At 50.9% G+C, this 25,013-nt stretch carries 13 protein-coding genes and 1 CRISPR repeat array (1 of these 14 only partly in view); all 13 genes read left to right on the top strand.

Features of this window, described 5'->3' with window-relative positions:
- Window positions 1-63: 63 nt before the first annotated feature.
- The 13 genes from rpsT (at window position 64) to cas2 (ending at window position 21,108) form a co-directional block, all read left to right on the top strand.
- Window positions 64-369 carry a 30S ribosomal protein S20 gene (gene rpsT / locus NG833_RS02480; protein WP_254563754.1) on the top strand — a complete coding sequence of 102 codons (306 nt, stop codon included), beginning with the start codon at window positions 64-66 and terminating at the stop codon, window positions 367-369.
- A 208-nt stretch (window positions 370-577) separates the two neighbouring features.
- Entirely contained in the window at window positions 578-1,360 is a 783-nt protein-coding gene (locus NG833_RS02475) for a TatD family hydrolase (RefSeq protein ID WP_254563753.1), read from the top strand.
- Between the two features lie 439 nt (window positions 1,361-1,799).
- A complete protein-coding gene (gene rpoB, locus NG833_RS02470; RefSeq protein ID WP_254563752.1) occupies window positions 1,800-5,105 on the top strand; it encodes a DNA-directed RNA polymerase subunit beta in 3,306 nt (1,101 codons plus the stop codon).
- A 150-nt stretch (window positions 5,106-5,255) separates the two neighbouring features.
- Window positions 5,256-7,130 carry a DNA-directed RNA polymerase subunit gamma gene (locus tag NG833_RS02465; protein ID WP_254563751.1) on the top strand — a complete coding sequence of 625 codons (1,875 nt, stop codon included), beginning with the start codon at window positions 5,256-5,258 and terminating at the stop codon, window positions 7,128-7,130.
- 593 nt (window positions 7,131-7,723) lie between these two features.
- Window positions 7,724-11,797 (top strand): DNA-directed RNA polymerase subunit beta', encoded by a 4,074-nt coding sequence (locus NG833_RS02460; protein ID WP_254563750.1) that lies wholly within the window; start codon window positions 7,724-7,726, stop codon window positions 11,795-11,797.
- A gap of 604 nt (window positions 11,798-12,401) precedes the next feature.
- The gene (gene cas6 / locus NG833_RS02455) at window positions 12,402-13,043 is read left to right on the top strand and encodes a type I-MYXAN CRISPR-associated protein Cas6/Cmx6 (protein ID WP_254563749.1); all 642 of its coding nucleotides are present in this window, start codon (window positions 12,402-12,404) and stop codon (window positions 13,041-13,043) included.
- A 32-nt stretch (window positions 13,044-13,075) separates the two neighbouring features.
- Window positions 13,076-13,405: a hypothetical protein gene (locus tag NG833_RS02450; RefSeq protein ID WP_254563748.1), complete on the top strand. Its 330-nt coding sequence runs from the start codon at window positions 13,076-13,078 to the stop codon at window positions 13,403-13,405.
- Window positions 13,406-13,411: 6 nt separating this feature from the next.
- A complete protein-coding gene (cas3, locus tag NG833_RS02445; RefSeq protein ID WP_254563747.1) occupies window positions 13,412-15,841 on the top strand; it encodes a CRISPR-associated helicase Cas3' in 2,430 nt (809 codons plus the stop codon).
- On the top strand, window positions 15,823-17,415 hold the full coding sequence (gene cas8a1 / locus NG833_RS02440) for a type I-MYXAN CRISPR-associated Cas8a1/Cmx1 (RefSeq protein WP_254563746.1): 1,593 nt from the start codon (window positions 15,823-15,825) through the stop codon (window positions 17,413-17,415). Before cas3 ends, cas8a1 begins: the two co-directional genes overlap by 19 nt.
- A gap of 66 nt (window positions 17,416-17,481) precedes the next feature.
- Window positions 17,482-18,390, top strand: a complete 909-nt coding sequence (gene cas7i, locus NG833_RS02435; protein WP_254563745.1) for a type I-B CRISPR-associated protein Cas7/Cst2/DevR — start codon at window positions 17,482-17,484, stop codon at window positions 18,388-18,390.
- Window positions 18,387-19,019 (top strand): type I-MYXAN CRISPR-associated protein Cas5/Cmx5/DevS, encoded by a 633-nt coding sequence (gene cas5 / locus NG833_RS02430; protein ID WP_254563744.1) that lies wholly within the window; start codon window positions 18,387-18,389, stop codon window positions 19,017-19,019. The genes cas7i and cas5 overlap by 4 nt, the downstream gene beginning before the upstream one ends.
- Before the next feature lie 121 nt (window positions 19,020-19,140).
- Window positions 19,141-20,805, top strand: coding sequence for a type I-MYXAN CRISPR-associated endonuclease Cas4/Cas1 (locus tag NG833_RS02425; RefSeq protein ID WP_254563743.1), 1,665 nt, complete (start codon window positions 19,141-19,143; stop codon window positions 20,803-20,805).
- A gap of 9 nt (window positions 20,806-20,814) precedes the next feature.
- Window positions 20,815-21,108: a CRISPR-associated endonuclease Cas2 gene (cas2, locus tag NG833_RS02420; protein ID WP_254563742.1), complete on the top strand. Its 294-nt coding sequence runs from the start codon at window positions 20,815-20,817 to the stop codon at window positions 21,106-21,108.
- A gap of 251 nt (window positions 21,109-21,359) precedes the next feature.
- A CRISPR array of direct repeats spans window positions 21,360-25,013; the repeat unit is 36 nt; unit sequence CCGCTCGAACCTCTGATGCCGCAAGGCGTTGAGCAC; it runs 1,634 nt beyond the window's last position.

Raw genomic sequence — 25,013 nt, 5'->3', positions numbered from 1 at the left:
CCCCTGCTTTAGGGTGGAGAATCGTCAAAATTGTTCCCGTATTGAGTTCTGGGCTAATCGACTGTGGCTAACATTAAGTCTGCTATCAAGCGCGTCCAAATCGCCGAACGCAATCGCTTGCGTAACAAATCTTACAAATCAGCGGTCAAAACCCTGATCAAGAAATGTGTAACCTCTGCCGAGCAATACGGCAGCAATCCCACACCCGAGTTGAAGGAAGAGATCCATAATCGGCTCAATGCCGCTTACAGCAAGATCGACAAAGCAGTAAAACGCGGCGTTCTTCATCCCAACAACGGCGCTCGCAAAAAATCCAATTTAGCCAAAGTTGTTAAACAACAGGTATTGGCGCAATCGTCTGCCTCGTAGGGATGACCCCCACCGTAGGGTTGCAGTCATGGACGACATCGGGAGACCGAGGGCGTCCTTGTTGGTTGGACTATAAAGCCCTCAAAGCCCTAGTCCAACCCCATTGCCCCTGCTGATTTTTTCACTTGTTAACTCCCTTGTTTAAAGACGCGAACCCTCGCGGCTTTGCTCGGGTAAATCTTTCCATCCCAAGAGCGCGTCGATTCCGATGCAATTGATAGATACCCACGTTCACATTAATTTTGAGCGGTTTGACCGCGATTTAGAGGCGGTCCGCGAACGTTGGCATGAAGCCGGGGTCGTGCATCTTGTGCATTCCTGCGTCACGCCTGAAGAATTTGGCACCATTCAAGGACTTGCCAATCGGTTTGGGGAAATTTCCTTCGCCGTGGGTTTGCATCCTTTGGAGGCCCATCAATGGTCCTCCCAGCTTGGCGATCGCATTCAAGAATTAGCCGCATCCGAGGCGCGAGTGGTCGCCATTGGAGAAACTGGGCTAGACTTTTATAAGGCCGAAAATCAACAGCAGCAAGAAGAAGCCTTTATCGCCCAGCTAGAAATAGCCCAGGGGCTGAATAAGGCGGTGATTATCCATTGTCGGGATGCGTCCGAGGAGATGGCTGAACTATTGCAGAGTTTCTGGCGCGATCGCGGTCCCGTTCCCGGGGTCATGCATTGTTGGGGCGGAACTCCCGAAGAAACCCAATGGTTTCTAGACCTAGGCTTCTATATTAGCTTTAGCGGGATTGTCACCTTCAAGAATGCTCAAACCATTCAAGAGTCCGCTCGTCTCGTTCCCAGCGATCGCCTCCTGGTTGAAACTGACTGCCCGTTTTTGGCCCCGGTTCCCAAACGCGGCAAACGCAACGAACCCGCCTACGTTCGCTACGTGGCGGAACAAGTGGCGGCCCTGCGCGGGGTTTCCTTAGAAACCTTAGCCGCCCAAACTACAGAAAATGCCTGTCGCCTCTTTCAACTCACCCTAGGATAAGTTGACCCTTAGACTACAACACCCCCACAAAGCAAGGCTGGGGCTGTTCTCACCCACTCTGCGATCGCACCCGAAAACTAGACCATTCCTTGACGCTAAAAACGAACGAAGCTATAATAATGGGTTACCTGAAAAAAATGCAAAAATTGCCTAAATCTGAATTTCACCGCAGTAGCTATCCCGTGATGGATAGCTTAAATCGTTGATTGGGAGAGCCATAAAGTTGCTAGAAAAAAACCTATCTTTGACCCAAGAACTGTGCCCAGCCAAAACGGGAGTTTAAATCAAACTGCGTCACCGAACAAGCACTCTTTGAAATAACAGACAAGGACGAAGGATGAACGCTCAATATGCATCCCTTTATTCTTCCGTCACAGGTCTTTATTTTCTCCTTCCCTAAACTTGCGTAGAATTCACAGCGTAGAGGCGATCGACACAAATGAATAATCCGACCTACCCAGCAGCAACGGCATTTACCCTCCCCGATCTCGTCGAGATTCAAAGGGCGAGTTTCCGTTGGTTTCTTGAATTAGGACTGATTGAAGAACTCGACAGCTTTTCCCCCATCACTGACTATACGGGAAAACTAGAATTACATTTTATAGGGAAGGACTACAAACTCAAGCGTCCGAAATACGATGTCGATGACGCAAAACGCCGGGACAGTACCTACGCGGTGCAAATGTATGTCCCCACCCGACTGATCAACAAAGAAACCGGCGAAATTAAAGAGCAAGAAGTCTTCATCGGTGACCTTCCCTTAATGACCGAACGGGGGACCTTCATCATTAACGGGGCCGAACGAGTCATCGTTAACCAAATTGTCCGTTCTCCCGGAGTTTACTACAAATCCGAGACCGACAAAAATGGCCGACGGACCTACAATGCCAGCCTGATCCCCAACCGGGGGGCATGGCTGAAATTTGAGACAGACAAAAACGATTTAGTCTGGGTCCGCATTGACAAAACCCGTAAATTGAGCGCCCAAGTGCTGCTCAAAGCCCTGGGACTTACCAACAACGAGATTTTCGATGCCCTGCGCCACCCGGAATATTTTCAGAAAACCATCGAAAAAGAAGGGGAATTCACAGAAGAAGAAGCCCTGATGGAGCTTTACAAAAAGCTGCGTCCCGGGGAACCCCCCACCGTATCCGGAGGCAGCCAACTCCTGGAATCGCGCTTCTTTGACCCGAAACGGTACGACTTAGGACGGGTAGGCCGCTATAAGCTGAATAAAAAATTGCGCCTGTCAGTACCCGATAACATCCGGGTATTAACGCCCCAGGATATTCTGACGGCGATCGACTACCTGATTAACCTGGAATTCGACGTGGGACAAAGCGACGATATTGACCACTTAGGCAATCGTCGGGTGCGATCGGTCGGGGAACTGTTACAAAACCAAGTTCGAGTCGGACTCAACCGCTTAGAACGCATCATCCGGGAACGGATGACCGTTTCTGATGCCGATTCCCTCACCCCCGCCTCCTTGGTCAACCCCAAACCTCTCGTCGCCGCCATCAAGGAATTCTTCGGGTCTTCCCAGCTTTCCCAGTTTATGGATCAGACCAACCCCTTAGCGGAACTGACCCACAAACGCCGCTTGAGCGCCCTCGGTCCTGGCGGTTTAACCCGGGAACGGGCTGGATTTGCAGTCCGGGATATTCACCCCTCCCACTACGGACGAATCTGCCCGATCGAGACTCCAGAAGGTCCTAACGCCGGATTAATTGGCTCCTTGGCGACTCACGCCCGAGTCAACCCCTACGGATTTATCGAAACCCCATTTTATCCTGTCGAAAATGGTCGCGTCTTGCGGGAACGCGGGGCACTGTTTATGACTGCCGATGAAGAAGATGACCTGCGGGTTGCTCCTGGGGATATTACCGTGGATGAAGGCGGCTATATCCAGGGTGAAACCGTCCCCGTGCGCTATCGCCAAGATTTCACCACCACCACCCCGGACCAAGTGGACTATGTGGCGGTTTCTCCGGTGCAGATTATCTCCGTGGCAACGTCCCTGATTCCTTTCCTGGAACATGATGACGCTAACCGCGCCCTGATGGGTTCTAATATGCAGCGGCAAGCCGTGCCGCTGTTACTGCCAGAGCGACCCTTAGTCGGTACGGGCTTGGAAGCCCAAGCCGCCCGGGACTCTGGGATGGTGGTTGTTTCCCGGACCGATGGTATGGTCACCTTTGTGGATGCTACCAAGATTCGTGTCCAGGACCCAACGGGTCGGGAAATGGAATATCAGTTACAGAAATATCAACGGTCCAACCAAGACACCTGCTTGAACCAGCGTCCCCTGGTGTTTGAAGGGGATGATGTGGTGGCCGGACAGGTCTTGGCGGATGGGTCCTCCACCGAAGGGGGCGAGTTGGCCTTGGGTCAGAATATTATCGTGGCCTATATGCCTTGGGAAGGCTATAACTACGAAGACGCCATCTTAATCAGTGAGCGTCTGGTTTATGACGACCTTTACACCTCAATTCACATTGAGAAATATGAAATTGAGGCACGGCAAACCAAGCTGGGACCGGAAGAAATTACCCGAGAAATTCCTAACGTCGGGGAAGATTCCCTGCGTCAGTTAGATGAAGGGGGAATTATCCGGATTGGGGCCTGGGTTGAGTCCGGGGATATCCTCGTGGGTAAAGTTACGCCCAAAGGGGAGTCGGACCAACCCCCAGAAGAGAAACTCCTGCGGGCGATTTTCGGGGAAAAAGCCCGGGACGTGCGGGATAACTCCCTGCGAGTTCCGAACGGAGAAAAAGGCCGGGTTGTGGATGTGCGGGTGTTTACCCGGGAACAAGGGGATGAACTGCCCCCCGGTGCGAACATGGTCGTGCGGGTTTATGTGGCCCAGAAGCGGAAAATCCAGGTCGGAGACAAAATGGCCGGTCGTCACGGGAATAAGGGAATTATTTCTCGGATTTTACCGATTGAAGATATGCCCTATCTGCCTGATGGGACCCCGTTGGATATCGTGTTGAATCCTCTGGGTGTGCCTTCGCGGATGAATGTGGGTCAGGTGTTTGAGTGCCTCCTGGGATGGGCCGGACAAAACCTCGGTTCCCGGTTCAAAGTTGTGCCGTTTGATGAAATGCACGGGCCCGAAAAGTCGCGGGAAAGCGTGCATGGCAAGTTACAAGAAGCGCGGAATAAGACGGGTAAGGATTGGATATTTAACGAAGACCACCCTGGGAAAACCGTCGTCTATGATGGCCGGACTGGAGAGGCATTTGACCGTCCGATTACTGTGGGTAAGGCCTATATGCTCAAGCTGGTGCATTTGGTGGATGACAAGATTCACGCCCGTTCTACGGGACCCTATTCTTTGGTCACCCAGCAACCCCTCGGCGGTAAAGCGCAACAAGGGGGCCAGCGATTTGGAGAAATGGAAGTTTGGGCATTGGAGGCATTTGGGGCCGCTTATACCTTGCAGGAATTGCTAACGGTTAAGTCCGATGATATGCAGGGACGGAATGAAGCGTTGAATGCGATCGTCAAAGGAAAAGCAATTCCTCGTCCGGGAACTCCTGAGTCTTTCAAAGTGCTGATGCGAGAGTTGCAGTCGCTTTGTTTGGATATTGCGGTGCATAAAGTGCAGACTCAGGAGGATGGCACTTCTCGGGATGTCGAAGTGGACTTAATGGCGGATGTGGCCAATCGTCGCACCCCCTCTCGTCCAACTTATGAGTCTGTCTCTCGGGAAGCGTTAGAGGAGGAAGAGGAAGAGTAACGGCTTCTGAATTGAGGTGGAAAGGAGAGGGGGGATAACGACTGAAGTCGTTACTACAAACTGTGACTTCTCCTTCCCACCTTTTATTCCAAATGACCCAGGACATAAGACCAACGACCAAGGACAAAGTTTACAAGGGGATATCATCGAATGCCAAAGATTGAGCAACGCTTTGATTATGTAAAGATTGCGATCGCCTCCCCAGACCGAATTCGGCAATGGGGTGAACGAACTCTGCCGAATGGTCAAGTTGTCGGCGAGGTCACTAAACCAGAAACCATTAATTACCGCACCTTAAAACCGGAAATGGACGGTTTATTTTGTGAGCGGATTTTTGGGCCTGCCAAAGATTGGGAATGTCATTGCGGTAAATATAAGCGGGTCCGCCATCGCGGCATTGTTTGTGAGAGATGCGGCGTAGAAGTTACTGAGTCTCGGGTGCGTCGCCATCGCATGGGCTTTATTCGGTTAGCTGCACCCGTTGCTCATGTTTGGTATCTCAAAGGGATTCCCAGCTATATCGCCATTCTCCTCGATATGCCCTTGCGGGATGTCGAACAAATTGTTTACTTCAATGCCTATTGTGTTCTCAGTCCCGGAAATGCAGACAATCTGCAATACAAACAACTGCTGAGTGAAGATGCCTGGATGGAAATCGAGGACCAACTCTACAGTGAGGATACCGAACTCATTGGCATTGAAGTGGGGATTGGTGCCGAAGCGTTGCAACGGTTATTACAAGACCTCGACTTAGAAACCGAAGCGGAAAAGTTACGGGAAGAAATCGCCAATTCTAAAGGGCAAAAGCGGGCCAAACTGATTAAACGCTTGCGAGTCATTGATAACTTTATCGCAACCGGATCGCAACCGGATTGGATGGTTCTGGAATACATTCCCGTGATTCCCCCAGACTTGCGCCCGATGGTGCAGTTGGATGGGGGACGGTTTGCCACCAGTGACTTGAATGATTTGTACCGACGGGTGATTAACCGGAATAATCGATTGGCCCGATTACAAGAGATTTTGGCCCCGGAAATCATCATTCGGAACGAAAAACGGATGTTGCAAGAGGCGGTGGATGCCTTAATTGATAATGGTCGTCGGGGACGGACTGTGGTGGGTGCGAATAACCGACCCCTGAAATCCTTGTCCGATATTATCGAAGGGAAACAAGGTCGATTCCGGCAAAACTTACTCGGAAAACGGGTGGACTATTCCGGACGTTCTGTCATTGTTGTCGGTCCGAAACTGAAGATTCATCAGTGCGGATTGCCTCGGGAAATGGCGATCGAACTCTTCCAACCCTTCGTGATTCACCGCCTGATTCGTCAGGGTTTGGTGAACAATATTAAAGCGGCCAAAAAGCTGATTCAACGAGCCGATCCGAGTGTTTGGGATGTGTTGGAAGAGGTGATTGAATCCCACCCCGTCCTCTTAAACCGCGCACCAACCCTCCACCGTTTAGGGATTCAAGCCTTTGAACCCATTTTGGTAGATGGACGAGCCATTCAATTGCACCCCTTAGTTTGTCCGGCATTTAATGCTGACTTTGACGGAGACCAAATGGCGGTCCACGTTCCTCTGGGTTTAGAGGCCCAAGCGGAAGCCCGATTGTTGATGTTGGCTTCTAACAATATCATGTCTCCGGCAACGGGACGGCCTATTGTTACGCCCTCTCAGGATATGGTGTTGGGTTGTTATTATTTGACCGCCCATAATCCCAAAGCACATAAGGGTGCAGGGGGTTATTTTGCCTCATTGCAGGATGCGATTATTGCCTATGAGCAAGGGTTGATTGAGTTACACGCCTTGATTTGGGTGCGGCTGGATTTGAACTGGGATATCGATTCAGAAACGAAAGAAACAGAACCGGAAATTACCAAGCATTCCGATGGAACGGTGACGAAACTCTATGGCGATCGCCGCATCCGAGAAGATGCCAATGGCAATCTCCTGTCCCAATATATTCACACCACCGCAGGCCGAATTATCTTTAATAAAACGATCGCGGATGTGTTGAGTTAAAGCAAGAGGAAATAGGGAAGCTTCCGGAAGCTAGGATTGAGGCCATTGTTTGTAGTAACGACTTCAGTCGTTAATCCGGAAGACGACTAAAGTCGTCACTACGAACAAAGAACTTGAGGCCAATGTTTGTAGTAACGACTTCAGTCGTTATCCGGAAGACGACTAAAGTCGTCACTACGAACGAAGAAGTTGAGGCCATTGTTTGTAGTAACGACTTCAGTCGTTAATCCGGAAGACGACTAAACGTCACTACGAACAAAGAACTTGAGGCCAATGTTTGTAGTAACGACTTCAGTCGTTACTCCGGAAGACGACTAAAGTCGTCACTACGAACGAAGAAGTTGAGGCCATTGTTTGTAGTAACGACTTCAGTCGTTATCCGGTAATGACGACTAAAGTCGTCACTACGAACGAAGAAGTTGAGGCCATTGTTTGTAGTAACGACTTCAGTCGTTATCCGGAATGACGACGGAGCTCGTCACTACGAACGAAGAAGTTGAGGCAATTGTTCGAGGCAGGGGAAGATCGGGAAAACTAATCCCCCCCATCTCCTCTCATCAGTCAAAGAACAAAGGACAAAGGACAAAGGACAAATGACTAAAAAGAAGTTCACTTTCTACAACCGAGTTATTAATAAAGGCCAAATTAAAAGCCTAATTTCCCGAACTTTTGTGCAGCATGGGACGGCCCGGAGTGCACAAATTGCCGATCGCCTCAAAGATTTGGGATTTCGCTATGCCACAAAAGCCGGGGTCTCCATTAGTGTGGATGACTTGATGATTCCGCCCTCGAAGCGCGAGTTATTGGTAGGGGCGGAACGGGAAATCACCTTAACCGAAAGCCGCTATGCCCGAGGAGAAATCACCGAAGTCGAGCGTTTCCAGAAAGTTATTGATACTTGGAATAGTACCAGTGAATCCCTCAAGGATGAAGTGGTGCGTCACTTCAAAGAAACCGACCCCCTGAACTCCGTCTATATGATGGCCTTCTCTGGGGCGCGGGGGAACGTCTCTCAGGTGCGGCAGTTGGTGGGGATGCGGGGGTTGATGGCAAATCCCCAGGGGGAAATTATTGACTTACCCATTAAAACCAATTTCCGCGAAGGTCTGACCGTTACGGAATATATCATCTCCTCCTACGGGGCGCGCAAAGGATTAGTCGATACGGCGCTACGGACGGCAGATTCCGGCTATCTGACTCGTCGTCTGGTGGATGTCTCCCAAGATGTGATTGTCCGGGAAGTGGACTGCGGCACGACTCGCGGGATTCCGATGGAGTCGATGAAAGATGAGGACCGGATTCTGATTCCTTTGAGCGATCGCCTGTTTGGTCGAGTCGCCGCCGAAGACGTGATTTCCCCCAAAACCGGCGAAGTAATTGCTGCGCGCAATCAGCCGATGGATGATGATATCTCCGAAAACATCATGAAACATGGGGTAGAACGAGTGATGGTGCGATCGCCCCTCACCTGCGAAGCCTCTCGTTCCGTCTGTCAGCTTTGCTATGGCTGGAGTCTAGCTCATGGCAAACTCGTAGACATGGGCGAAGCCGTCGGGATTATCGCCGCCCAATCCATCGGCGAACCCGGGACCCAGCTCACCATGCGGACCTTCCACACCGGAGGGGTCTTCACTGCTGAAGTTGCCCGGACTGTAACCGCCACCTTCTCCGGCACCGTCCATTATTCCCCCACCATGCGGGCACGGGCATTCCGGACTCGTCATGGGGAAGATGCCTTCGTGGTGGAAAATGCCAAATCAGAAATCACCCTGCAAGCTGAGGGCCGCAAGGAAGTCTTTGATGTCTTCCAAGGTACCGTGCTCCTAGTTCCCGATGGCGCTGTAGTGGAACGGTTGACCCTGTTGGCCGAAGTCCCCCTACCCGGACGCACTCGCCGAACCACGGAGAAAGCCACCAAAGACGTTGCCACCGACTTAGCTGGGGAAGTCGTTTTTGCCGACTTGATGCCAGAAGAGAAGAAGGACCGCCAAGGTAATGCCACCCGCACGGCTACCCGGGGGGGTCTAGTCTGGATTTTGTCCGGGGAGGTCTATAACCTACCCCCAGGGGCTGAACCTGTGGTTAAGAACGGCGATCGCATCCAACCCGGTGGCGTCCTTGCCGAAACCAAGCTCGTCACGGACAATGGCGGGATAGTCCGTCTGCCGGAAGAAATGGAAAACCGCCCCTCTTCCATGCCTCGGGAAGTGGAAATTATCACCGCGTCGGTGACTCTGGACCGCGCCACCGTCTATGCCACCTCCACCGGAGGTCGGGACCATTACACCATTGAAACCGTTGGCAAACAGTTATTCTCCCTGAAAGCTACCCCGGGAACCAAGGTGTTGAATCATCAAGTGGTGGCTGAATTAATTGATGAAACCTACCGCACCCACAGCGGGGGGATTATCAAATATGCCGGAGTGGAAGTCCAGAAACGAGGCAAAGCTAAACAAGGCTATGAAGTCGTCAAAGGCGGCACCTTGCTGTGGATTCCCGAAGAATGCCACGAAATCAACAAGGATATTTCCTTGTTGCTGGTGGAAGACGGCCAATTTGTGGAAGCGGCGACGGAAATCGTTAAAGACATCAAATGCGCCAGCAGTGGGGTGGTGGAAGTCACCCAGAAAAATGACATTCTCCGGGAAGTGACCATCAAGCCCGGGGAGTTGATTATGATTGAGGACCCCGAGGAAGTGGCGATCGCCAATGGCAGTCTCGTCAATCCCGGTCAAGAAATTATCCCCGGAGTCGTCGCCCAGGAATTGCGCTATGTCGAAATCCTGGAAACTCCCGAAGGTCCGGCCTTGTTGCTGCGTCCTGCGGTGGAATATCCCGTATTGGATGAGCCCGCCATTCCCTCTCAGGAATCCCTGAACAATGGGGAAGAGGCCATGATTCAACTGCGCGCCGTCCAGCGCTTGCCCTATAAAGATGGGGAACGGGTCAAATCCGTAGAAGGGTTGGAATTGCTGCGGACCCAGTTGGTGCTGGAAATTGATAAAGATGCCCCCGGATTAGCCGCAGACATCGAATTAGTGCCCGTCGAGGAAGAAGAACTGCTCTCCTCCGAGGAGTTAGACCCCTCGAAAGGTGCGCCCATGCGCTTGCAGTTGGTGATCCTCGAATCCTTAGTGATTCGCCGGGATGTCGTGGCAGATACCACCCAAGGCAGTACCCAAACTCGCCTGTTGGTGAAAGATGGAGACCGGATTCCCCCTGGGGCCGTCGTTGCCCGCACGGAAATTCTCGGCAAAGAAGCGGGTGAAATTCGTGGGATTCGCGAAGGGGCAGAAGCCATTCGCCGGGTGCTGGTGGTCCGGGATGATGATGTGATGACCGTGGACACGGCGGAAGAACCCGCCGTCAAAGTGGGGGATTTTGTGGTGGAAAACACCGAAGTCGCCCCCGGGTTGCGGATACCGGATTCAGGTCAGGTCGTCGAAGTGACTGCCCTGGAGCCTTCCGATGACTCCGCCTTGTCCCAGGGGAATTACCGCATGAAGTTGCGACTGGCGCGTCCTTACCGGGTGTCCCCAGGGGCCGTGCTTCATGTGGATGATGGCTCCTTGGTGCAGCGGGGGGATAACCTGGTGCTGCTGGTGTTTGAGCGCACCAAGACTGGGGATATTATTCAAGGGTTGCCTCGGATTGAGGAATTGCTGGAGGCCCGTAAGCCGAAAGAGGGCTGCATTTTGGCCGCGTTGCCCGGGGTGGCCCAGGTGGTTTATGGGGATGATGATACGGTCATTTTGAAGGTGGTGGAAGAGGACGGGGCCGTTACGGATTATGAGCTTGGCCCTGGTCAGACCCTGCTGGTGAGTGATGGTCAACGGGTAAAAGCCGGGGAACCGCTCACCGATGGACCGAGCAATCCTCATGAGATTTTGGAGATTTTCTTCAATCTGCCCGGGGAACGGAATTATGAGCATACGCTGTTGAGTTTCCAGCAGGTGCAAACGTTCTTAGTGAGTGAGGTGCAGTCTGTATATCTGTCCCAAGGGATTGATATTAGTGATAAGCACATTGAAGTGATTGTGCGTCAGATGACGAACAAGGTGCGAATCGATGATGGCGGAGATACAACCATGTTGCCTGGGGAGTTGATTGAACTGCAACAGGTGGAACGGGTGAATGAGGCGATGTCGATTACCGGCGGTGCGCCTGCGAAATATACTCCGCTGTTGTTGGGGATTACTAAGGCGTCGTTGAATACGGACAGCTTTATTTCGGCGGCTTCTTTCCAGGAGACCACTCGGGTGCTGACTGAAGCGGCGATCGAGGGCAAATCCGACTGGTTGCGCGGGTTGAAGGAGAACGTGATTATCGGACGTCTGATTCCTGCCGGGACTGGGTTTAATGCCTATGAGGATATGATGCTGCTTCCGGATGATAGTGCTTATGATGGGGTGCTAGAGGAGGAAGAGGAGGAGTTTCCTGATGTGGTCCTGGATGACCATACGGCCCGGGCTTACCGGAATACGGGGATGGAGTTAGAGGAGGAGATTTTGACTCCTGATGATGAAGAGACGGACGATGAGTTTGCTCTACCGGATTTGGGGGTGAAGGCAAGCAAAGATGTGCGATCGATTTCTATCCTTGAGGAAGATTTCGAGGATGATGATGATTTTGATGATGATGATGACATTGATGATGATTTTGAGTAGGGGAGACCTCTCCCCCCTAGCCCCCCTCTCCTAAGAGGTGAGGGGGGGATAAGAGGACCTCTCCCCCCTAGCCCCCCTCTCCTAAGAGGTGAGGGGGGGACCGGAAGTTTTGACCCCCCTGGAGAGGCGATTCTCGAATCGCCCCTCCAGGGGGGTTTTTTTAGCTAGGCATCCGGTTTTAACCGAATGATTGATTCCAAATCCGGTGATCAACAGTCGGGTTTCTCTCGAAGAAAAGCGCTTCTTGGGGTACGTCCGCAAACGCTTTAGCCCTTAAGGATACGGGTTTTTACTGGGGCTATTTATCTGCCGAATGGTGAACCTTGAGGCATTTGACGCTCACCCTTGACAACTCAAAACGAGCTACGTTAGAATCGATTCACCTAAGATGCAGATGTTGCGAAGCAATTCTGAAAACGTCAGCGTTGAGCACTTGCGGAGTAAGTCTGAATTGCCAAAAAGCAGGCGCTTAGAGCGGTAAGGCTTATTATCCCTTGCTCGCTCTCCTTACCTCTGATTGCCTTTGGGCGTTTAACACATGAGTAGAAATGCCTGGAATCATCGTTTTCAGGTATTTCCCTTGTCAGTTTCCTTTTAAAAAAATATGTTGCGAAGTAAATCTGATAAGCAAAACGATCCGGTGCTAGAGTCGCGTTTTGGAGTCCAGGGAGTCGGGGGAGAGTTATGGCCGAGTGATAGCAATTACGGGTTCTACTCCGCCTTGATTCATCAAATCCCAGAACTGCGGCAGCTTGACCACTGGGGTTTGCTGACGATTCCAGGCATTCCAGAACAACGAGGAAAGATTCTACTGACAGAGCGATCGCATTTTCGGATCCGAATGCGTGCCTCTCAAAGTCATCTGGTGTATCAGCTTGCCGGGAAAATCCTGCGGGTTGGGAAACATCAAATGCGCGTAGGGATTCCCACCCGAACACTGCTGCAACCGGCATCGACCCTCAAGGCGCGAATTGTCACCATTAAAAATGGCATCGATGTCGAGTCGTTTTTAAACACAGCGCGACGGCAACTGGAGGCTTTAGGGGTGAAAGGCAAACTCTCGGTAGTAACGGATCAAGATGGAACCCCCAGTCGCAAAACTATCAAAATTCAGCGATTTACCATCGTCGGTTTTACGACCCTCGTCACCGGATTAAGTGACGAAGACTCCTTGATATTACAAGAGGAAGGAATTGGGGGCCGTCGTCACATGGGTTGTGGGTACTTTTTACCAGCAACGCGATAGATCGGGTCATTCATTGGTATCGAAGGAGAATCATGTTACAAAATCATGGTGAACTCTCGGTTCTGCGTCGCCTGCATCGAGAGAATCAGATCATTATCGATTTAATTGAAGCTGAACAAGAACACAATGCCGTTCAAGATCAGCAGATTAATGCCTTAGAGCAGAAATTTTCGAGGCTAGGTCACTGGTTGCAAATCCAGCAAAATCGAGATTTCGATGTTCAAGAGCGGGTAGAGGCTGTGGAAGCACAAGTGCGAATTGTTACTCATACCCAGGCGGATAAAATTGCCGAACTTGAGTGTTTGGTGCATCCTGATTCCTTGGATGGGGATGCCGTTTGCAATTTTGAGGATTCGCGTTAGAGGCAAATGATGAAATCTCATGAATTTCCCAAACTGCTGGCAAAGTCATTGCCGAAGCAGAAAGAGCGGCATCCGAAAGTTGAAGGTGCCGCTACCTATACAGGTCACATTCATGCAGTGTTCAAGTCTGCTGAGGTGCTGGTCGAGAAATTAGGAGCCAGGATTTTAGAACAATTAGATTTGAACGACATTGAACCAGACCGCTTTGCAGCGACGGTGAAATTAGGCGCTTATCTGCATGACTGGGGGAAGGCGAATCAGCATTTTCAGGAAATGGTGCATCTGAAATCAGAAGATGACAAAATTCCCCAGGGTCGAAAGCAACTCCTAAAGGCATGGAAAGAACATGGGGAAAGACAAATGATTCGCCATGAAGTGATTAGTGGCATTTTGGCGCTGCAAGTGGAGGGTTTTCGAGACTGGTTAAATCATTGTCCGAATGCTGATTTGCGTCTGGCGGTTTGGGCGGCAATGGGACATCATCTGAAAATGGGGGGTCAGGTTACCGAAATTCGAGAGGAAACTGGAGATGGCTTAAAAATTTACACCCATCACCCTGATTTTAAAAAAGTCTTAATGATGGGCCATAAGTTTCTAGGATTGCCAAAAAGTTGTAAAAAACCACCCCCGGAATATTGGTCAATTTCTCAACTGCAAGAGGCATTAAATACGCTAGTTAGGGACTTTGGTGAAGCTGAAGAACAAATGGACTGGCAGCAGCATAAGTTTATTGCGGCAGTGAAAGCGACTGTTCTAGCGGCTGATGTTGCCGGTTCAGCATTAGCGGGGGGAAACTATGAAATTGAGCAGTGGGTTGAAGAAGTCTTATCCCGGGTTTTGTCTGAGGAAGAGTTGCAAAATGTCCTGACCGATCGCCTGGAGGGTCAGGAGTTACGAGAGTTTCAAAAGAAAATTGCTGCACCGGGTAGCCGGATTAAACTGGTAAAAGCCGGATGCGGAACGGGTAAAACCATTGGCGCTTATGCTTGGGCGAAAACCCGAGCATTAAACCACAAACTCTTTTTCTGCTATCCCACGATGGGAACTGCCTCTCAAGGGTATTTAGATTATGCCCACGATAGCCAGATTGAGGCGACTTTAATCCATTCTCATGCGGATATTGATTTAGAGGAACTCTTAACCACGAATGAAATAGAGGAAACCGAGGAGGAAAAACAAAAGAATGAAGAATTTCGGGAGGCTCAGGCTCGATTAAGTTCGTTGTTGGCTTGGCAAAATAAACTGATGGTTTGTACGGTAGATACGGTTTTGGGTTTAATGCAAAATAACCGAAAACCTTTATATTCGTGGCCTGCGATTAGTCTAGGGTCGTTTGTGTTTGATGAGGTTCATGCGTATGACCCGATGTTATTTGGGACGTTGTTAAGATTTCTCAAAACGTTTTCTCGGTCCGAAATTTTATTAATGAGTGCCAGCATAACCCGAGAACAAGAACAAGCCATTCGCCAAGTGGTAGAAGATGAGTTGGGAGAAGAGATTACCGTTATTCACGGACCCCAAGAACTGGAAGAACTGAAACGATATCGGTTACAGTATCTTCCCCAGGTATCAGATTTAGAAACAGCGCCGGAAGTTTGGGATTCGATTTTAAAGACATTGCATCAGGGGAAAAAAGTGCTATGGGTCACTAATTCGGTGCAAAGTTGTATTGATTTATATCGGTTAGCCGAAAATCAACTGACGCAACATCTGCCTGGAGTGGCAGTGAAGCGATTGATTTATCACAGTCGGTTTCGCTATAAAGATCGCAAAGTGAAACATCAAGAGGTGATCGAGGCATTTCAGGGAAGCGATCCGGTGTTGGCAATTACTACCCAAGTGTGCGAGATGTCGCTGGATCTGAGTGCTGATCTGCTGGTGTCGGCGATCGCACCGGCACCGGCTTTAATCCAACGTCTGGGACGTCTTAACCGGCGAGTGAGGCAAGATGAAACGACGGGAGAATATCACCTAGTTTCGGGTCAAGTGTGCGATGGAATCATTTATGCTTGGGATGCAAAGCAACCCTATAAACAGTCTGAACTGGAGACGGGAAAGCAGTTACTCGATCGCCTCGCCGGAGAGGAAATTTCCCAGGCGGATCTATCCCGCGTGGCGGCAGAACTCGGATCGATGACTTACTCACCTGTTGACTGTGAGTGGTTGGATGGCATCTGGTGTACTCAACCCGGTAATTTACGGGAGGCGGGTTATACGATTACGGTTTTACTAGCAGATGACATCCCCGCTATTCAAAAAGCGGCGAAACAAAGCGATCGCTCGTTTATGAAAGAGGCTCAAAATTGGGCCATATCCATACGAGCAACTCCAGGATTTCAGAAATGGAAGCGCAAGAAGTTTTATCGTTGCGCACCCTCTGATGTCATTCAATATAGCGAAGAAACCGGGGCAGAACCATGCAAACCATCACCTTAAATTTGGGTAATCCCCACCTCACTGGGTTGCATCGGGCGGGAATGGCGGGATTATGGATGACTTTACAGCAGTTAGGCAAAGATATCCCCAAAGGCGATCGGCCCGGTCAACTGGATTGGCAACTCAATCCTCGTCAGATTTTAATCAATTGGCAAGGCCATGATTTTGAAGTATTGGATTGGTTATTGAAACAATCTTTTCAAACCAGTCCAGAGGGATTTATCAGTTTGCGAGGATTGAATTCAGACACCTTACCACCGGACCAAAAATGGGTGCTGCATCAAGGAATGCTGCGAACCTTTTTGCAACATACCAGCACTCACAAGTCTGATGGAAAAGTCTCAATCGTATTTACAATAGATGAGGTAGAAATTCCTCTTTCTTACAAATCTATCAAAAGTTATGCTCATCAGGACTTTGCCAAGAATCTCTGTGATAAACAGGGCAACCTGTTGAATAAAACGATTGGCGTGGCGGGTTGGTTGAATCCTGGGGCCGTGGTGCGACATACGGCCTTTAGTTCCTCCACCAGTTTTGAAGAAAATCCCACGGATGCTTTGCTGTTGCTATTTGCCCCGGTTGCTTGCTATTATTTTTTGCTTCGCTCAAAATTGCGAGATAAACGGGCGCAATATGCTTTAGTCGTTCCCGAAATTGTGGATTTAGAAGCATTTGCTAGAATCCGACAACATCGAGAGTGGAGAAAATCCGGCTATAAAGATTTCTGTGCAACGGGGTTGGGGGATGCGGGATTACAGTTTTTAACCCATGAATCCGTTGCTCAAACTGCTCAACAGTATCAAGTGAAGTCCTGCCAGGTGATTACCTTTGGCTCAGTTGCTTGGTCCAGTCAGCAGATGACACGAACGGAATTGCATCTCATTGAAGCCAGCGATCGCGCTTGTGAAAACTACCAGATTTTGCGTCAGATTCCTTTTTTTAAAAACCGAGTCAGACCCGGAGATAAAGGCGGATTTATTACTGTCAGTTTTGCCCGGGAGTTGATTACGGAAAATCTGGCTCACTCGCACGAGTGGTATCAAGGCTTTTCCACAAAAGTCAAGAGCTGGGAATTGTTTCAAAAATTAACCTACGACCGAGAAGGATTGTACCAAATGGTTCAAAAATCGAAATGGGATACCGAGTCTAAACAGTTATTTGTTCAAGCCTGTCATCAAGCCATTGGCAATACTTATGGAAAAGCGGCAGGACGGGCAGAAGATAGCAAGAAAGAACCAGATTTTGACCGAATTAATGTCAAAATCCGGAGCAAGTTAGGACGGTGCAAAAATGCGGCATCTTTCCGAGCTTTTATTACAGATTTTTGGTGGAGGGCAGGAAAGGTCAGCCTCGTCCAAGACAATTGGAGAGAGTTAATGGAGTTAATTACCGGGGAAGATAACTGGAAATTAGGCCGAGATTTGTTTTTGTTAGCCCTAGCCAGCTATAAGAGTTCTAAGAAAAAAAGCTCAGAGCTAGAAGAAGACATGGAAGAAGATGACATGACTGGTACTGATGCTTATGAACCGGAGGAAGAAATCGATGAAGAAGAGGAATTTAATTTTGAGGAGTAAATACGGGTTAATCGTCTAAGTTTGTCACTTGTCTACTTGTTGTCATTATTTTGAGGAAATTTAATCATGTCTTTTCACTTGTTTGGAAACATTTTAACTGCCTACGGTACAGCAGCCAACAATCGCGGTGAAAATGAAGGGAATATCACCACCCTGCAAAAGTTGTTCTGGAAAGGAGATGTTCATACGACCGTTTCAGCAGAAGCCATTCGCTGGGCATTACGCTATTACTGGCAAACCTGCGGAAATGGCTATCAGGTCAATCGTCAATGGAATGATGCTAAAAATGATAATATTTGGCAGAATGATAATTTTGATGAGGAAACCTATATTGATGATGATGTCTTGGGATATATGAAAGCAGAGGCAGCCAAGTCAGAAGGGTCTGATGAACCCAAAAAAGGGAAAAAGCGAGAGAAGGGAACCACCACAGCAAAACGAGGAGTGTTAGAAGTGACTCGGGCCGTTTCAATGGTTCCTTTTGAAGGGGATATTACCTTTAATGCCAAAAGTGGTCAAAAAGGAACAACCTCATTGTATGGAACCGAAGTTCATGCGACTCGTTATCAATATGGGTTTGCTTTAACCCCCGATCGCCTCACAGATAAATCCCGGATTATCGGGGTTTTAGATGGATTAACCTCGATTGGAGAAGTGGGGGGGAATCAAGCGCGGTTTTTGTATGATTTCTCGCCAGAAAGTTTAGTGTTGCGCTGGACCCATGATTTTTCTCCTCGGTTTTTATATTGCTTCCAAGAAGAGGATGGGGAGATTTCCATACCGGATTTATTGCGCCGGGTTCAGGCGGGAGATATTGAGGCGAATGAGTTATGGATTGCCGGTGCGATCGCCCAATCAGATGCGGGAGAAATGCTAGAAGAATTGGGGGCCAATGTATTTGTAGGCCTTAAAACCGCTGTTCAAAATGTGAAACGAGTCATTGCCGAAGATTTGGATCTGGAGGATTTAGCATGACGATCGCCTTACAAGTAGAAGTCCCGATCGCCTGCTTTCGCCAATCTCGGGCGCGGGAATATGCCGAAACCTATCCCGTCCCTCCACCATCGACCGTCTATGGAATGTTACTCTCAATGGTGGGCGAAACCGATCGCTATCAACATTGCGGCATTCAATTGGCGATCGGCCTTTTGTCTCACCCCCAAAAATCCCGAGTCATTCGCACGTTTCGCCGATTCAAGAAAAAAGATATCCATGACCCCAGCAATGCCAGACCTGACTATCAAGAACTCCTGACGGATATTCAGTTTATCGTCTGGATTGCTACGGGTAAAGATAAAGCCAAGCCTACCTTAACCGAACGCCTCCAACAAGCCCTTGCCAACCCCCAGGCCATCACCCGCTTTGGTGGATTATGCTTAGGAGAAAGTCGGGATTTAGTCAATGCAGTGACTTTATTACCCCCAGACTATACCGGCGAGTCTTTATCCTGGATTGTCCTAGATGAAAATGGCTTGCTCACTTTACCCTATTGGGTCGATCATCTAGGGTCTCGGGGAACGCGCTGGCAGAATTATCGACTACTCGACCCCTCCCAACAATGGGAACCTCCCGATTTAGCTTGGACTGTCATCAAGTCAGATTGAATCGATAAAGCAGGTTCGGAAGCGATTAAGCATTAACGGTCGAGCAAGTCGTCCTGTTTAACCTCAGATGCCGTTAGGCGTTGAAAACTAAATTTCATCTCAACTTATCGGCATCTTTACTATGCAATTAATCGACAATAATCCTGTAACTCAATCAGAAACCCTGCGCGTTTCTGCCCTCCATGCCCTTGCCTATTGTCCTCGCCTTTTCTATCTGGAAGAAGTGGAGGAACTCTATACCCAAAATGCTGCTGTGTTTGCTGGACGAAGACTGCACGCGGAACTGGAAAAACAGGAGGATGAAACCTGGGAAGAATTGTTTCTGGAATCCGCAGAATTGGGATTGCGCGGGGCGGTGGATGCTTTGCGGACTCGGGATGGGGAGACGATTCCCTATGAACATAAGCGGGGACGTTGTAATCGGGATGCTGACAAAAAACCCATTCCCTGGGAGAGCGATCGCCTGCAAGTCCTCGCCTACGCCTATCTCATCGAATCCGCCCTCAAAATTCCCGTCAAAGAAGGACGGATTCGCTACCATGCCGATAACGTCCTGGTTCATGTTCCCCTGGATGATGCCGGACGTCAAACGGTTCGGGATGCCATCCACCGGGCGCGAATCCTGCGGGTCTCCCCTCAGCGTCCTCCTGTCACCGAAAACGAGCGGTTATGTGCCCGATGTTCCCTGGCCCCGGTCTGTTTACCGGAAGAAGCAAGGCTCGCACATAACCGCGAATGGCAACCGATTCGCCTCTTTCCCGAAGATGATGACCGCCAAGTGCTGCATATTCTCGAACCGGGTACGGCGGTAGGGCGCACCGGAGAACAACTGAAAATTACCCGCCGGGGTCAATCTCCAGAAACCCTGCCGGTGCAGCAAGTCGGGCAACTGGTGATGCATAGTTTCTCACAATTGTCAACTCAAGCCCTGCATTTTTGCGCCCATCATGGCATTGGGGTACATTTTGTCTCTGGGGGTGGCCGGTATATTGGCAGTTTCGACAGCCGTCAGGGCAGTATCCAGCGGCGGATTCGCCAGTATAGCGCCTTATCCGATGGGGGATTTTGTCTGGAATTGGCCCGGAAACTGGTGCTGTGTCGGGCTCAAGGACAGCGTAAATTTTTGATGCGCGGGAAACGGGGTTTAAAGCAACCTGCCGCGCGGTTGAATGAGACCATCATTCAGATGAAGAAAGTCCTCAAGCAAGTTCCCCAGGCGACTTCCCTAGAATCCCTGCTGGGGTTAGAGGGGAACTTAGCCGCCCTTTATTTTGGGGCCTTACCTTGCCTGATTTCCACGGAAGCGCCTGCAGAAATGGGGTTTTCCGGGCGCAACCGTCGTCCGCCCAAGGATCGGTTTAATGCTTTGCTCAGTTTTGGGTATGCGTTACTGATGAAAGATGTGATGAATGCCATCCTCACCGTCGGGTTAGAACCGGCCCTGGGATTTTACCATCAACCGCGCACCCAAGCGCCGCCCCTGGCCCTGGATTTGATGGAGATTTTTCGGGTGCCCTTGGTGGATATGCCGGTGATGGCATCGGTGAATCGCCAGCAGTGGGAGGTGCGAGAAGACTTTGAGGTGCGCGGGGAGCAAGTGTGGTTGAGCGATTCCGGACGGCGCAAGTTGGTGAATCTGTACGAACGGCGCAAGGAAGAAACTTGGAAACATCCGGTAACGGGGTATTCCCTCACCTATCGGCGGTTGTTGGAGTTAGAGGTGCGACTTTTGGAAAAAGAGTGGTGCGGGGAAGGGGGGTTATTTGGTCAATTGGTGTTGCGTTGAGGTGTGGCGATGAGTGAGGCTCACAATTGGTATTTGGTTTGTTATGACATCCGGAATCCGAAGCGTTGGCGGAAGGCATATAAGCTGTTACAAGGCTATGGGGAACGGATCCAATATTCGATGTTTCGCTGTTGGTTGAATCAACGGGGACGGGAGAAATTGCGCTGGGAGTTAGAGAAGGTGTTGGCAGAGGAGGATAGTTTGCTGTTGATCCGGTTACCGAACCAGTGCGTGCAGGGCCTTGCCGCTTATAACCGTCCTGGCTCCTGGCCCTTGCCGGAGGAGTCCCATCGGGTGATTTGATGCAAGCACCTGGGGTTGTGACCGGGTGTTGTCTGCTGGGATGCGGTGAAAGACTGATGGGGTTTAGATTGGGAGGTGGTTTCAGGGTGGTGATGATGCTTGAATTTGGGTAGAATGAAGGGAGGGTAAGGGTTTGAGGGATGGGTGAACACAGAGGTTCGAGGGATGGAGGTGAAGGGATGATGATTCAGTCCAGGGTGCGTGTAAAATCGACTCAGAGCAATGTCCATCTGAGGACTCTGGGGCGCGCCCCGCTCGAACCTCTGATGCCGCAAGGCGTTGAGCACTGGTACAACCCCTCTCGCCCTCTCGGATGTTCCACGACCGCTCGAACCTCTGATGCCGCAAGGCGTTGAGCACGGGTTGGCACTTACGCGGCTCCTTTGATTACTTTCCGCTCGAACCTCTGATGCCGCAAGGCGTTGAGCACTATCCCAGATGGTCAGTTCTGGGTGCATCATATTAGTCCGCTCGAACCTCTGATGCCGCAAGGCGTTGAGCACATGAATTTTTATGAGTTGGGTTGGCAAATCGGAGAGGCCGCTCGAACCTCTGATGCCGCAAGGCGTTGAGCACATAAACTGCTAAAGGGGACTAAAAAAGACCCGTCAACCACCGCTCGAACCTCTGATGCCGCAAGGCGTTGAGCACATAGCGGTTTACGTTTCTGCTAAAAATCACTGCTACCGCTCGAACCTCTGATGCCGCAAGGCGTTGAGCACAGGAATGATTTTGCGGAAGCCTTCCTCATTGCGGTCCGCTCGAACCTCTGATGCCGCAAGGCGTTGAGCACTTTGTAAATCCGGCATTGGACTAGATACAATCCTAAACCGCTCGAACCTCTGATGCCGCAAGGCGTTGAGCACGTTCCAGAACGCTCTAGATCTTATAGATCTTAAAGACCCGCTCGAACCTCTGATGCCGCAAGGCGTTGAGCACATCACAGAGTGCGATCGTGCGATCGCATCGCGTGACCGCTCGAACCTCTGATGCCGCAAGGCGTTGAGCACTGGGAATCAGGGCGACACAGCGCCAATGGCCTTTATACCGCTCGAACCTCTGATGCCGCAAGGCGTTGAGCACTAATTCAATTATGTCACAAAGCAATGCATTCTACCAACCGCTCGAACCTCTGATGCCGCAAGGCGTTGAGCACTGATTGTAACTGAGACCCCAAATAATCCGGGGATGTCCGCTCGAACCTCTGATGCCGCAAGGCGTTGAGCACGTTTCAACCGCCCCAACACTTCCCGAGATTTGGGAAGACCGCTCGAACCTCTGATGCCGCAAGGCGTTGAGCACATTACTTGCGATCGCAATGGCTGGAGTATGGACACCCGCTCGAACCTCTGATGCCGCAAGGCGTTGAGCACCGTCGTCACCGGGTGAACCTGACAGTTTCTAGCTCCGCTCGAACCTCTGATGCCGCAAGGCGTTGAGCACCAACCCAATTTAATATTTCTTTACAATATTTTTAACCGCTCGAACCTCTGATGCCGCAAGGCGTTGAGCACCGAGATTTGGAAGAATCAGCATCAGGAACTCAGTCCCGCTCGAACCTCTGATGCCGCAAGGCGTTGAGCACCGGTAGAGGCTGCTGAGAAAAACGTTGATAGCATTCCGCTCGAACCTCTGATGCCGCAAGGCGTTGAGCACATTATAGCGAAGTTGAACGTGCTACCGAGTTCGACCCGCTCGAACCTCTGATGCCGCAAGGCGTTGAGCACTCTGGATTCTCCGAATGGATAGCGGGTCAACTGCCTCCGCTCGAACCTCTGATGCCGCAAGGCGTTGAGCACTTCGTGAGCATCGTTAGCGACACCTTCACAATCAAAGCCGCTCGAACCTCTGATGCCGCAAGGCGTTGAGCACTTGAATAAAACGCTCTCCACAAGCGCTATCAACACCGCTCGAACCTCTGATGCCGCAAGGCGTTGAGCACGAGTTAATCGTATTTCGGGCTGATAATTCGATACTATCCGCTCGAACCTCTGATGCCGCAAGGCGTTGAGCACATCCTCAAACCAGACCCTAGCACTCGTTTGACTAAACCGCTCGAACCTCTGATGCCGCAAGGCGTTGAGCACGCGAGAGGGTCCCGGGTTTCCGGTCAACTCACCAAATTCGACCGCTCGAACCTCTGATGCCGCAAGGCGTTGAGCACGCCCCGCGATCGCAATATGCAGCCAGAAGAAAAGAGCCGCTCGAACCTCTGATGCCGCAAGGCGTTGAGCACATTCTCTCTCGCCGGAGGGTGATTCGGCTCATCACCGCTCGAACCTCTGATGCCGCAAGGCGTTGAGCACACTTCTTACAACGAATACACTTTTGTTATAACCGCCGCTCGAACCTCTGATGCCGCAAGGCGTTGAGCACTTCCGATCATCCTGCTGATCGCGGCGGTAGAACCTACACCGCTCGAACCTCTGATGCCGCAAGGCGTTGAGCACCCAACCTGCGAACGGCACAAGCCGCAGGGCGATATCCCGCTCGAACCTCTGATGCCGCAAGGCGTTGAGCACACAAACTTCGCGCCATGCTTGTCAGCATGATTGACCGCTCGAACCTCTGATGCCGCAAGGCGTTGAGCACGTAACTGATTTTTAGTGTTGACGATTACGAAAATTCCCGCTCGAACCTCTGATGCCGCAAGGCGTTGAGCACGTAGATAAAGGGATGGAGATTGCGGGCAAATATTTCCGCTCGAACCTCTGATGCCGCAAGGCGTTGAGCACTCCCTCGGGCAATGATGCAATTCCCGCCTGGTTGCCGCTCGAACCTCTGATGCCGCAAGGCGTTGAGCACTTTCTCAATCAGTTCCTTGATGGCGTCGGGGATCCCCCCGCTCGAACCTCTGATGCCGCAAGGCGTTGAGCACTTTCCCAGTCGTTGCGCTGAGGCATTCCCAGCGACCGCTCGAACCTCTGATGCCGCAAGGCGTTGAGCACAAGATATCCGTAAAAAGCAAGAGACGCTTATGGGTCAGACCGCTCGAACCTCTGATGCCGCAAGGCGTTGAGCACATTGCGTTGCAAGCAAGTCTACTGCAAGCAATCCGCCGCTCGAACCTCTGATGCCGCAAGGCGTTGAGCACATAAGATTGCCTCTTTTTACCGAGTATTCTGAACTCCCGCTCGAACCTCTGATGCCGCAAGGCGTTGAGCACACCGATGAAACTGACTATCAATTCAGGGTTAGAAAAACCGCTCGAACCTCTGATGCCGCAAGGCGTTGAGCACTGTTGACCCGTCAAGAGCGTATCTTGGCTGATATCTCCGCTCGAACCTCTGATGCCGCAAGGCGTTGAGCACGACCGGCGGTCAGCCTGAGTACACGGCGGGTATATACCGCTCGAACCTCTGATGCCGCAAGGCGTTGAGCACACTCAGGTATTTCAATGTAAAACCCGCTTTTCCGCCCGCTCGAACCTCTGATGCCGCAAGGCGTTGAGCACCCATGCTTTCAGCATTGGTTAGTACCGTATCGCTCCCGCTCGAACCTCTGATGCCGCAAGGCGTTGAGCACCTCCGGATCTGCTCCGGGTCCGCGCGCTTTCCCAGACCGCTCGAACCTCTGATGCCGCAAGGCGTTGAGCACGTTAGTCAACAATGATTGATGCCGATCGCCCATAAATCCGCTCGAACCTCTGATGCCGCAAGGCGTTGAGCACTGTTACTTCCCCTGATTATTACTTCGTCGCCACCCCGCTCGAACCTCTGATGCCGCAAGGCGTTGAGCACCTCAGGAGGCACGCCAGCGGTATCCCGAAGGTATTCCGCTCGAACCTCTGATGCCGCAAGGCGTTGAGCACCACCCAGTAGCCGGACAAATTAGCTACCACTATGAGGACACCGCTCGAACCTCTGATGCCGCAAGGCGTTGAGCACAGATACATAGATGAGATA

This window comes from Oscillatoria sp. HE19RPO (assembly GCF_024220515.1).
Taxonomy (GTDB): domain Bacteria; phylum Cyanobacteriota; class Cyanobacteriia; order Cyanobacteriales; family Laspinemataceae; genus Laspinema.
This window is presented reverse-complemented; position numbering and strand designations above follow the sequence as displayed.